At 47.2% G+C, this 12,989-nt stretch carries 10 protein-coding genes; 1 reads left to right on the top strand and 9 read right to left on the bottom strand.

Translation table 11 applies throughout. The features are described from left to right. Positions 1–484: 484 nt before the first annotated feature. Positions 485–1,027 (top strand): Tfp pilus assembly protein FimT/FimU, encoded by a 543-nt coding sequence (locus JMX98_RS11350; protein ID WP_265089379.1) that lies wholly within the window; start codon positions 485–487, stop codon positions 1,025–1,027. Between the two features lie 130 nt (positions 1,028–1,157). On the opposite strand, the gene pdxJ is transcribed toward JMX98_RS11350, so the two are convergent. The 9 genes from pdxJ to JMX98_RS11305 form a co-directional block, all read right to left on the bottom strand. Beyond that, positions 1,158–1,937, bottom strand: coding sequence for a pyridoxine 5'-phosphate synthase (gene pdxJ, locus JMX98_RS11345; protein ID WP_227680152.1), 780 nt, complete (start codon positions 1,935–1,937; stop codon positions 1,158–1,160). A gap of 113 nt (positions 1,938–2,050) precedes the next feature. Continuing rightward, entirely contained in the window at positions 2,051–2,854 is an 804-nt protein-coding gene (gene recO, locus JMX98_RS11340) for a DNA repair protein RecO (protein WP_201586713.1), read from the bottom strand. Positions 2,855–2,924: 70 nt separating this feature from the next. Next, positions 2,925–3,941 carry a GTPase Era gene (gene era, locus JMX98_RS11335; protein WP_201586716.1) on the bottom strand — a complete coding sequence of 339 codons (1,017 nt, stop codon included), beginning with the start codon at positions 3,939–3,941 and terminating at the stop codon, positions 2,925–2,927. Positions 3,942–4,258: 317 nt separating this feature from the next. After that, on the bottom strand, positions 4,259–5,056 hold the full coding sequence (gene rnc, locus JMX98_RS11330; RefSeq protein ID WP_201586712.1) for a ribonuclease III: 798 nt from the start codon (positions 5,054–5,056) through the stop codon (positions 4,259–4,261). 93 nt (positions 5,057–5,149) lie between these two features. Next, a complete protein-coding gene (locus JMX98_RS11325; RefSeq protein ID WP_226941337.1) occupies positions 5,150–5,542 on the bottom strand; it encodes a DUF4845 domain-containing protein in 393 nt (130 codons plus the stop codon). Positions 5,543–5,765: 223 nt separating this feature from the next. Next, on the bottom strand, positions 5,766–6,668 hold the full coding sequence (gene lepB, locus JMX98_RS11320; RefSeq protein WP_075102008.1) for a signal peptidase I: 903 nt from the start codon (positions 6,666–6,668) through the stop codon (positions 5,766–5,768). 105 nt (positions 6,669–6,773) lie between these two features. Beyond that, the gene (lepA, locus tag JMX98_RS11315) at positions 6,774–8,573 is read right to left on the bottom strand and encodes a translation elongation factor 4 (protein WP_201586711.1); all 1,800 of its coding nucleotides are present in this window, start codon (positions 8,571–8,573) and stop codon (positions 6,774–6,776) included. Between the two features lie 387 nt (positions 8,574–8,960). After that, positions 8,961–10,187, bottom strand: a complete 1,227-nt coding sequence (locus JMX98_RS11310) for a capsule biosynthesis protein (RefSeq protein WP_227680149.1) — start codon at positions 10,185–10,187, stop codon at positions 8,961–8,963. 154 nt (positions 10,188–10,341) lie between these two features. Next, positions 10,342–12,972 carry a capsular polysaccharide biosynthesis protein gene (locus JMX98_RS11305; protein ID WP_201586709.1) on the bottom strand — a complete coding sequence of 877 codons (2,631 nt, stop codon included), beginning with the start codon at positions 12,970–12,972 and terminating at the stop codon, positions 10,342–10,344. Positions 12,973–12,989: the final 17 nt, after the last annotated feature.

Raw genomic sequence — 12,989 nt, 5'->3', positions numbered from 1 at the left:
TTAAATAGATATTGATGATAAATTCGTCTATGGGCATCTCACAACTCCATTGTATTCTTGGTCGAAAACAATAGATTAGTGAGGTGCTCTTCTTTTTTCAATCACTTTCGAAGTTGAGAGTGGGGTTGTATTTATACAGTTTTATGTAAAGCAAAATAATGGCACTTTGATAAAAAACCAGCAATATATTTGAATATACAAATATAAAATGAAGTAACAAGGAAATAAGTGGGACCTCGTTATTAGATTCCTTCACTTAGTATAGGTTACACACCTCATGAACTGGCTACTTAGGATAGAGCTACTTAGAGTTTGCCGCGTTGGTCGCGCTGGTAAAGTAATGTTGGTCTTGGACGCACTGTTATTTGACAAAGTAAGACGTTACTTGCTTTATAAGAGAGGTAAAGACTGTATAGCTTGGTCTCCACGCTCACCATATCCAATCACTTCATTAGATAAACCCAAAATCGCGAATTGTTCGCACGTGTATAAAAGTTGTCAGGGTTTCACCTTAATTCAGCTGATTATCACAGTTGCGATACTGGCTATTATAGCGATGATGGCGGTGCCAGCCATACAGACGCAGCTGGCGCGGATGGAAGCTGAACGCGTCAAAAACCAATTAGAGGATACACTTGCATTAGCCAAGGCTGAAAGTTTTATCAGAAGACAAAACGTGTTGCTGTGCTTATCAAACGCAGGTGGCCGCTGTCATAGAAACAGTGACAAAACCCTTTTGTTATTTATCGATAAAAATAACAACAAGCACTTCGATGCGCAGGTCGATCAGCTGTTGGTGCAGCAGTCACTGAATCTAAAATACAGTAAGGTGATGTTACGCGTAGGCGGCAGACGCCACTATACTAAGTTTTGGGGAGATAGTGGCAAACCGCGTGGGCACTTTGGTCATATAAAATACTGCCCAACGGCCACTTATAATAAAGCCATGTATCTTATCTCATTTAACCAACGAGGTATCATCAAGCAAAAGCACAATGAGCATCATCCTACGCAGTGTAATAGCTAGGGCGTGCTTTCAATTCACTCGACAGTTATCTAAGTGGGCTAAAAACGGCTCAATAAAGAATTGTTTTTCTTGCGTGCTGTGACGACGCCGCTCGCTGTATCGTTTTTATATCGGATTGGCTATATATGCATTAGCCGCCTTGATGCATGGCCTGCTTCATCATCACGACGGCCTGCTCTAGTCCGGCAAATACGGCATCTGCGATGAGCGCATGGCCGATGTTTAACTCATAAATCCCTTCTATCTGTGCAATAGCATGGACATTGTCAAGTGTGAGGCCATGACCTGCATTGACCAGTAGCTGGTTATTGAGACGTTGCGCAGTCGCAACCGCCGCTTTGATACGCGCAAGCTCATTTTGCTGGGCATCTACATCACCGGCCAAACCTGCTTCGGCATAAGCACCGGTATGTAGCTCGATGGCATCCGCGCCGCACTTGATGGCTGCTGCGACTTGTTTGTCGTCAGGGTCAATAAACAGTGACACTTTAATGCCCGCCGCTTGTAGCTTGCCGATATAATCGGTCAACCAAGCCAGTTGTCCTGCGACATCCAGACCGCCTTCTGTGGTTAGCTCAGCACGCTTTTCAGGTACCAGACATACCCAGTATGGCTTGACCTCACTGGCAATTTTTAGCATCTCCTCTGTTGCAGCGATTTCTAAATTCATTCTCGTCGTCAGCTGCTCTGCTATCTCATAGACATCAGCATCTTGAATATGGCGACGATCTTCGCGTAGGTGTATCGTGATACCGTCAGCGCCCGCCTTTTCACACAGTAAAGCGGCTGCCAAAGGGCTTGGATAATTGACACCGCGTGCTTGACGCAATGTCGCTACATGGTCAATATTGACGCCTAACAAAGGTTTTTGCAAAGTACCATGAGCGGCGGATAATGAAGAAGTGGTCATAAGACATCCTTTTAATAACGAGACCTAATAGACAGGCATGACTATTGATAGACGTAACGATTGATTGATAACGTAACGATTGATTGATAAATGTGACTACCGCTAAGACGTAATCATTGATAGCGCCGCTGCTGCTGCCACAACAATCGACTTTGCAGGGGCTGATACTCTAATAAATGATCAATCAGATGACGATGTAGTTTTGACCAGTCGTCTAGCGTCGTGGTAGTGATGCCTGACTGCGCCATTGTTATGATATCTGCACCCAAAAACACCGCATAGCCATTGGCACTTGTTAAACGCTCAGACTCTATGGTGTCAAGCGATATGGCCAAAAACCCAGCATCTGGCAAAAACCGATATAGTCCCTCAGGCACAATCGCGTCTTGCATACTGTCATGACTGAGAGTCAGGGTAAAACCAAGCTCATCAAATAGGTGCTTTTCAAATTGACGCAAGCATAGACGCAGCTGCTGCTGGGTCAAAGGCTGTTTGAGTTGGTATAGGCTGTTTTGGTAGTGCTGCCACAGTACCGGCATTGGGTCTTCGGTTGGCAAAAGACGCCACAATATCTCGTTGAGATACAATGCCGAATACTGCTGCTGACCCGTGATTGTCTCATAAGGCATGGCCGCAAGCGTGTGAGCGTCATCTACCGCTGTATCATTGGGATGAGCATCTGAAGAGGCTTTTTCATGTCTATTACTGTTACTATGCACAGCGATGTTGATTTGACTAAACGTCTTTAAATCACGCTTGCCACTGGCAAATAGCTGCAAAGGCATAAATAGCGGTGCGCCTTTTTTGCCAACCCCATGTATGACCCCATGCTGCTGAGAAAAAAGACAATATAATGCGCGCTTTTCTTGATAAGGACGCTGATGCAATAAGTAACCTGTCAACGCTTCGTTACGCATGTCTATTACCTCAGCACCCATGTTTATCAGGTGGCTTAAAAACGGCTATAACTATAGGTATCGCTGCTCATCAATAGCCCAAACTGGTCAAGGCTCGTTCGTCATCAGACCAGCCACGTTTAACTTTTACCCATAAGGTCAGCATGATTTTTTTGTCAAACAGTTGCTCCATATCCTTGCGAGCGTCCATGCCGACTTGCTTGATACGCTGGCCTTTATCTCCGATGACGATGGCTTTTTGTCCGCTACGCTCCACATAGATGGTCGCATCAATAAAGGTACAAGCTTTGCGTGGACGGCCAGTTTTGGCATCTGTATGCGCAGGCTCGTCTTTGAACTCATCAATTTGCACGGTCAAATCATAGGGCACTTCATCGCCTGCACTGCGCATGATTTTTTCGCGAATGATTTCACTGGCCAAAAAGCGCTCTGAGCGGTCGGTGATTTGCTCGGTGTCATAAATAGGGGACGCCACTGGTAAGTGTGAGGCGATCACCTCTTGTAAGCGATCGAGGTTTTGGTTTTTTAGCGCAGACACAGGAACGATATCAGCAAAGTCAAAGCTTTCGTGGAACGTTTCGATCAAGGGCAGTAGCGTACCTTTATCCTTTAAGGTATCAGCTTTATTGATTACCAATACCACGGTCAGATCTGTCTCACCAAGTTTTTGCAAGGTAAGCAGATCGTCATCGCGCCATTGATCCGAATCGACCACAAACAGCACCAAATCAACATCGACCAAAGCCGAAACCGCAGCTTTGTTCATACGCTCATTGATTGCACGTACTTCGTTACGATGGATACCTGGCGTATCGACAAACACCGCTTGCATCTCATGGTTTGACAAAATACCGTGGATACGATGTCTGGTGGTTTGCGGCTTGCGCGAGGTAATAGACAGTTTTTGCCCAAGCAAGTGGTTCATCAGCGTCGATTTACCCACGTTTGGACGACCAACAATCGCCACATAGCCCGACTTGAAATCTTCCGCGATACGCATCTGGCTACTCGGGGCAAAAAACGCCTCAATGGCGGCATCGTTTTCTAATGAGACATCTTCTGACTGATTGATCTCGTCTGTGCTCATTGCTACCTGATTTTGGTCTGCGGGCATGGGGGTGTTTTCAGTCATATTGTCAGTATTATCTGCATTGTGTGATGGCAAATCAGAATGATTGCTCATAAGGTAATCCTGTAGGGTTTATCACCAGCCAAACGGTGTTTGATAAAAAATCACTAGGCGTTAAATGGTGCGTTATCACCAATATTAAAACATCCATTGCGTTATGGGCTAATATATAGGTAAACATTTATAATATATGCGGTCAAGACGAGTAAAATCAACGTGGACAAACTTACCTTGCAATAACCATATTATATGTCAGGCTGTGGGTTTATCACTTGCTACAAGCGTTTTTTGACAGAGTTTGGCAGCTTGTGCAGTTGATTAATCATCAGCTCGGCCGCTTTTTGCTCAGCGATACGGCGACTCTCACCAGACTCAGTAATGTCAGGGCATTCATTGATATTGACATGACAGCGCACCACAAATATCTGATGCGGCGCATTCCCTCGAGTCTCTAATAGCTCATAATGCGGTAAATCAAATTGCTTGGACTGTAGCCACTCTTGCAAACGGCTTTTGGCATCTTTTAAGGCTTTTTGATCGTTGACATTGTCGATCAAATCCCCATACCACGACAGTACGCACTGGCGCGTGATGTCCATGTCTTGGCTATCTAGGTAAATCGCCCCAATCAAAGACTCTACAGCATCGGCCAAGATAGAAGCGCGATTGCGTCCGCCACCTTTACGCTCACCAACGCCCAATATCAAATGGTTGGAGAGCTCAAGATTTTGCGCGATGATTACCAGCGACTCTTGACGTACCAAGGTGGCTCGCATACGCGTCAATCGCCCTTCATTTTGCGCCGGATAACGATGGTACAAAGCTTCTCCGACGATCATCCCTAGCAGGGCGTCACCCAAAAACTCTAAACGCTCGTAGTTTTTTTTGCTGTCAAAAGAGCGGTGCGTCAGCGCAAGCTTTGGCAAGCTCAAATCGTTGAACACATAGCCTAATTTGCGCGTCAAAACCGCTAATCGTTGGGCAAACTCTGTACTCACAACGTGGTTGTCGACAGACGTGCTATTTTTTTTGGGAGTAGTAACCGCTTGGGAATGCTGCGAAGTTGGTTTCATGCGTGGCTTATGGTTATCCCTTCTGTTTTTACTGAGGTGGTGAATGGTTAGAATGATAAATGCGCTATAAAAATCATCGGCGGCTAGGCTGCGCTACTCTGCGCTATTCATATCGATATCGGCCTCAAAACGATTGACGATATCGACATTGCCAAAGAAGTTATTGGTGACCGCATACTGCTTATGAATCGCCAGTTGACCCGTTTTTTTATTGGTAAAGGTAAAGACATCTTCTGCTTTGGTGTCATAATCAGCGTTGATAGATAGCTGCCGATTGACACGTTCGACGTACTGTCTGGCGGTTTCATTATTATTATTCGACTCTTTTAGCTGGGCACTCAAAGTCTTATTTAACTGATAATCACCGATGTGAGCGGGTACGATAGCAACGATGAGTTTGGCAGCAACACCCAAAACCATAATGACTAAAACGATACTGGTCACACTTGCACCGCGCTGCGTTGCCAAGCCAGATATCTGCTGCATGATCCTTTTCCTCTACTGGTCCATATTGATAAATCACCATTTTTAACCGCCGCCTACCTATGAGACGATCGTTGATTAGATAGTAACAATAGTAGCACAAAACGATTATCGATAAAAAAACCAATAGCGGCGCTGCTGCTTTTTATCAGCAGACATATCATGCTTGTACGCGCTGCCTCAAACCAAACCCTAAGTGAAGAGGCGCTCTAGTCAGCCTTTACGGTTAGTGAATCGTACCGTTACGTGCAAAAGTGGGCAGGTTTAGACCTGGTGGCTTATGCATCCAGATGTAGACCGCTTTGCCCGCTAGGTTTTGTTCGGGCACAAAACCCCAAAACCGACCGTCAGCACTGCGATCACGGTTATCACCCATCACAAAATACTGACCTTCTGGTACCTGGATACGCCACTGTGTGCCCTCAGAGCTGACCACTTCTGGCGCTTGTTGCTGCAAAAAAGGCGCATATTGCGCGCTATTCATATCGGTCAAGTAGCGCACAAGATGCGTCGTATCCCCTTGGGTTTCGGCAAAATACTGCGCTTCACGCTCTTCTTGCTGGCCCATGGCAGCAGCGCTCTCTTCGGTGAGTATTTGACCGGGGGCAATCTGTCCTGGCAAATAAAGCTGAGACGTCAGATCTGTATTGGCCGTAAAGCTGACAGGCTTGGTTTTCACTGGTACGTCATTGATCGCAAGCGTCCCGTTATCATAGCTCACCGTATCCCCTGGCAGACCAATCACACGCTTTATGTAGTAAATACTTGGGTTTTCTGGATAGCGAAACACGGCCACGTCGCCATGCTCAGGCTCGCCTGTGTCCAATACTTTATTGTACGTCAAAGGCAGACGCACACCATACGCATACTTATTGACCGCGATAAAGTCGCCTGTGTACAGCGTAGGCACCATCGATGATGAGGGAATATTAAAAGGCTCAATCAAAAATGAGCGTACCACTAACACCACGGCCAATACGGGGAAAAAGTCATAAGCCCAGCGGACCAATAAGCTCTCCTTGCCGCGTCCGCGAGTCTTACGCTGTTTGAGGGTCAACTTATCTAATAGCCAAATGATACCTAAGCCGATGGTTAATGGCACTAAAATTAAATTAAAATCAAAATCCATAATAACTTGCCTATTAACGAGCGGCTTATCTTATTGCAGCCTCGATAAGATCAAACCATATGTGACGTATTTTTTATCAAACCTTTACCAAAGCAGCATGTACTCTTAACTATCCACTTGCAGCACGGCTAAGAAGGCTTCTTGTGGAATCTCGACGCTACCCACCTGCTTCATACGTTTTTTACCCGCTTTTTGCTTAGCCAACAGCTTTTTCTTACGTGATACGTCACCGCCATAACATTTGGCTAGGACATCTTTACGCATGGCTTTAACCGTACTACGGCCGATAATCTGGCTACCAATCGCCGCCTGAATTGCCACATCAAACATCTGACGCGGAATCAGCTCTTTCATTTTGGTCACTAGCTGGTTGCCACGGAAGCGTGCTTGGTCCTGATGGACAATCATCGCTAGCGCATCAACTCGATCACCATTGATGAGTACATCCACTTTCACCAGCTTATCGACTTGATAACGCTCAAAGTTATAATCCAATGAGGCAAAGCCGCGCGAGACTGACTTTAGACGGTCAAAGAAGTCCATGACCACCTCACCCATCGGAATATCAAAGATCAGCTGGACTTGCTTGCCCATAAAGCGCATATCGACCTGTACGCCGCGGCGCTCGATACACAAAGTCATGACGTTGCCCAAGTAATCTTGCGGTACTAAAATCTGACAACGGGCAATCGGCTCGCGGAACTCTTCGATATTGTTTGGCTCAGGCAATCTCGATGGGTTATCGACATAGATAATCTCACCGTCTTTTTTGACAATCTCATAAATCACCGACGGCGCAGTGGTGATCAAATCCAAGTCATACTCGCGCTCTAAACGCTCTTGGATAATCTCCATATGCAGCATGCCCAAAAAGCCACAGCGGAAACCAAACCCTAACGCATCCGAGGTGTCTGGCTCAAAGAAAAGCGAGGCGTCGTTGATTTGTAGTTTTTGTAAGGCTTCACGGAATTTTTCAAAATCATTGGCATCGACAGGGAACATGCCTGCATAGACCTGCGGAGTGACTTGCTGAAAACCTGGGATACGCTCAACGTCAGGTGTGCTGGCATGCGTTATGGTATCACCCACCGGCGCGCCTGCGATGTCCTTGATACCAGCGATGACAAAACCCACTTCCCCTGCTTCTAGGACGCCGGTGTCGACAGGTTTTGGCGTAAAGACACCGATAGAGCTGACAGGATGAGACTCTTTGGTCGATTTGATATAAATCTTATCACCTTTTTTCACCGTCCCTTCACGGACACGAACCAACGATACCACGCCCAAATAGCTGTCAAACCAAGAGTCAATGATAAGGGCTTGTAACGGGGCTTCGCGGTCGCCTGTTGGCGCAGGGATAACATCTACTAACGTTTCTAATAGCTTATCGACGCCTAGACCTGATTTGGCAGAGACACGCGGCGCATCAATGGCTTCAATCCCGATGATGTCTTCAATCTCTTGAATCACGCGCTCAGGCTCTACTTGTGGCAAATCAATTTTATTTAAGACTGCCATAACCTCCAAACCTTGATCGACCGCGGTGTAGCAGTTGGCCACCGACTGTGCTTCGACGCCTTGCGCGGCGTCCACCACCAGCAGTGCCCCTTCACAGGCAGCAAGTGAGCGCGACACTTCATAAGAAAAGTCGACGTGGCCTGGTGTGTCAATAAAGTTAAGCTGATAGCGCTCGCCATTTGGATGGTCATAAAACAAAGTGACCGACTGCGCCTTAATCGTGATACCGCGCTCACGCTCGATATCCATGGAGTCGAGTACCTGCGCTTGCATCTCGCGATCTTGCAAGGCACCGCACATCTGGATAAAACGATCGGCAAGCGTCGACTTGCCATGATCAATGTGGGCAATGATTGAAAAGTTACGAATATTTGCTAATGCAGTCACAAAGCGCCTACTAAATTAAGGGTGATAGAATAAAAGATTCGAGCAAATGCTGTCAGGCGCATGTCACACGGTCGCTATCTAAAAAGTCGATATCTAAAAACTGGCGGCCTATAAATGAGCCATAAAGATCCAGACATTATCAGACCGATATCCGGTATCACTATTTTTAATCAACCACTGAAGAGCCAACCGTTATGCGCAAACATAAAAGCGTATTCTAGCAGTTTTCCACTATAAAGTAAGGCGATTTTATTTGTTGGCAAAGGATTTACCAGTGAGGTTACAAGCCGATAACGCTACAGAAAAAAAGAAGGCAACAGATTGTTGGCTAATTTGTTTATCGCGCCTGTGTCTTTTGCGATATTTCACGTTTATCCCCGTTATTTTTTAGGGCATCTTACTCTCAGAGAACGCCGAATCGTCAGTGTCTTTTGTCGCGCTCAGATACTTATATATCCATGGCGACTTGCCATAAAAAGCACCATTTAGCTGAGTTTGCTCTATCAGATACTCACGAAAGCGCAGATAAAACTCGTTGTCGGGGCCCTTTGGCTGCTGCCAGAATTTATCGAGTGGCTTTTGATCCGTCAGTTTGGGAGTGTCATAGATAGCGCGGCCCATAACTTTGGTCGGTTTTTTATGATATACCGATTGTAGACCCGTGGTGCTATTGATGGTCACCATTCCGATACTGTGCTTCATCAAGGTGGGCAGATGCATATCACAGCCATAAAACACTCGGTTTGCGACTTGGTAGCGCGCTGCCAAACTTGCTACCAACTCACGATAATCCCGATGACCTCGGTCTAGCGGATGATGCTTAAATACCAGCAGCTGCGCAGCATCGGCATGATGGGCAAAGCTTGCGATGGCCTCGTCAATAAACTGCACCACATCACGATAGTCACTGTGATGAGTGATTTGCGAGTCATTATGCACCTGTAAGCTAATCAAAAAATAATTGTTGCTATCTTGCCGCGTTAGCCGCTGTTGTAAGCGCTTGTCAGGTAAGTAGCCACGCAGCTTGCGCCACGGCGCTTTTAGCCAAGCGATTGCCTCTTGCCAGGCGGTCATGCCACGATAATGGGAATAATGCGGGTAGCGGCTTTTATACAGCCAAGTGGCCGCATAGTAAACGACAGCCGCGACGCTCAAGCGATAAAAGCGATTATGCGTATATAGCGGCTGGTCGTTGGCTTTTTTCAGCGCCTTGATATCAGCCGTATTGAGGCGTGAGTAGCCATTGATGCCATGCTCTTGCAAGGTGATGTAATCAGGGCGCAAATAGCCTTCTTCAAATACGAAAAATGAGGTGCCTAGCTGCTCACCGACCCGCGCCGCTTGAGTATGGTGCGGACGGCAGTCGCCAAAGCAGACGATGGCATCGACCCCTTGCTCTTGAATAAAAGCAGACAACCACGACGAAAACTGCGCCAATGTGCCTGTGTATTCGTAAGTATTGGGATGATGATAAAACAGCGCATCGCCAGCATTAAAGTTAATCTTGCTGACCTTGATATCTTGCGTCTGCAAAAAACTTGAGAAACGATGAAAAAACCCGCCCATTTTTCCTTGTAATAGCAAGACATGTCGATGAGTAAGCAGATGAGACATCGAAGCTGTCATAGTATCAAATTACCATTAATCAAAGAAAAAGAAGGTCGCATTAAAACAGGCCAATATACAAAAAAACCGCATAAACGACAGGCAATTATACCTAAAAAAGGCATGACTGTCGCAGGGGATTTACGTTGATTGTTGAGATAAGTTAGTGCTGTTTATTGCTTAGACGCTGTTGCCACTGATGGCGATACTGCATAAAACGCGTCGCGGCGCGGCGTTTTAATTGAGTAGGCGTTGGTAATAAAGCGCGCATAGGGCTCTTGGTGCTAGGAGTAATGAAAGCCTCTGAACTGGCCATCAAAGCATCGTCATCAGGCGGGTACAAATAGTCGATGACCTGCTCCACTTGCGCCAGCCCATGGCCATTTGGCAGGCGATATAACGGGTAGCGAATCAGAGTACAATACAATAGCTGCTCAAGCGATAAAGGAGTGGCGCGATTACGTCTGGCCAGATATTGAGATTTTGGCGGCAGCTGCGCGTCGATATCTGTGGTCAGCCCCCACCCTGCATAAAACGGCAGACCATAACACGTCACAATCAAACCGCGAAGCAGCGCCTCAAAACCTGTCAACGAGCTGATGGTATGCACCGCATCGACCCCTTCTAGGCAGTCAGGCATCGCGGTATCATAAGCGACCGCATCTACCAGCTGTAAGCCATCAGCGCCTACCTTGCCAGCGCGCAGCCCTGCCTCCACATCAGGATGCGGTTTATAAATGAGATATGCATCAGGATTGTCTTGCCTAACGCGCGCGATCAGATCACGGTTTTTTTTGATCATTGACCCGCAGTGCTGCACAGAGAGATCATCTTCTACTTGTCCAACGATAAGGAGGCGACGCTTGCCAGACTGCTTTGCCTGTATGAGCCAGCTGCCATCACGACTTGCCTGACGACTGATGCTCGCACCCACATTGTATTTACTGACTCGCTGGGTAAGCAGTTTGGTTTGTAGGTTTTGGACGCGCTGACGCTGCGACTGACTTAGCGGCTGACAGTGGCGTAGCAGCGTCTCCAAATCCGAGGGCGCGGTGGCGTCGTAATAGATGCCTTGTCTGTCTATCACCACAGATAAAGGCGCCAGTAGCGTTGCGCCCAGACCGTTGGAGCGGATAAAACCATCTTCCATACAGTAGATAGCTGGGCTATCTGCACCAAAACCCACCTGCTTGCGCTGGCGTTTTTGTTGTACCTGCTGCCGCTTTGCTAAGCCCCAAACCAGTAACGGCTGCTGATAATCCACCCGTAAATGATCGGGATGCAGCAGGTTTTTTAGGCGAGGTTTTGGTTTGATAAATAAATCAGTACGCGGCAGATCCACAAAAGCCTTAACGAATGGCAGCTTCCAGCGGCTAAATTCATAAACCGTCAAACGACCTGCCAGCTGCGACTGCCAGTGACGGTTGGTCACCAGCCACTCAATCGCCGTCTCTATGTCGCAAGCTTTGCTGCTCGCAGGATCAACATAGTGACTATAATCGACATAAGCGCTATAAAACAACACCTCTAAAGTTGCGCTCACGTTTCTCGCCATATTGGCTTTAGACGTCGTTTGAGAAAAAACTGGTGGAAATAAGGCTGAATTAGGCTGTGGTTTGGACGGCGGCAAACCCTTCGCAAAGTTTTGACGACGGTGCATGACAGTATGATACAAGCGTTTGGGCGCACCGCTATCATCTGTCAGCCCCCAGCCACTATACCAGTTGACCCCAAAGCAGTGCACCTGCTTGCCGAGCATCAGCGCCTCAAAACCCATATGCGAGCTGACTGTATACACATGATCGACCTGCGTCAGTAAGGCGATAGGATTGAGCACCTGTGTCAACACCTGCACATTTTTGGGTAACTTGAGACCAGTCAGATAGCCTGTGCGGGCGGCAGGGTGTGCTTTTATCCAAATATGGGCATTCGGATGATTGCGGCAAGCGGCTTTTAGCATACGTCTAAACTGACGTTTATCTGCACCAGCCCCTTTGACAGAGGCATCGCCTGCGACTTGATCGATTAATAAGACATGTGGCGGCCGAGGAGTGTTTGCGGTACTGGCGACTTTTCGCTTTGCCGCTTTACTGTTTGCCAACTCATTGAGTGAGGGGCAAGTCGTCACCGCATTATATTTACTCAGCTTTTCTGCACAGATGCTTGACATCAGCTGCTGAGCACGACTGTGATGCAGCGCATGATGCCCAGCACTGTCACGATTGTCACGATTGTCACGATTGTTATGATTGTTATGAGTGTTATGATTGTCAAAGCTGGCACGAGCAACGATAAGCTGCTCTAAGCGCGAGCTTTGGGTCAAATCAAAATAAATACCCACATCATCGACGACCACACTGACAGCATGGCGGCTACTGATGCCAGAGTCTAATGAGCGCAAAAAGCCGTCTTCGATACTCAGCACAGCACAGCTTTGTTTGCTGGCGGCTTTGTGGGCGCGCTGAAAGCTTTTTTTGCGTCCCCAACCGATAAAAGCCTCAGGCTGAGGCTTCGATATGGTTTTGATCTGATTTTTGATACGGTTTGGTAAGGGTAACCTAGACAGCAGTGATGCAGCAGGAGCCGTGACACCTTGTTGCCCTGCTGACCACGGATACCAGCGCTGAATATCAGCATGCAGCACTTGTGGCAGCAAAAGATTATTACGCTGCATACCTTTACCAATCACCGCCAGTTGCATCGGCCGCAAGCGCTGGGTTAAGGGCAAAAACAGCGTGTCATCAAAGGCCGATATAGGGGCGTTTTTGCCTTCATCTGTGACGCTGTTTGCCATTATTTCCCCTTGTCAAT

Origin of the sequence: Psychrobacter sp. HII-4, from assembly GCF_904846595.1 — a bacterium.
Taxonomy (GTDB): Bacteria; Pseudomonadota; Gammaproteobacteria; order Pseudomonadales; family Moraxellaceae; genus Psychrobacter; species Psychrobacter celer.
This window is presented reverse-complemented; position numbering and strand designations above follow the sequence as displayed.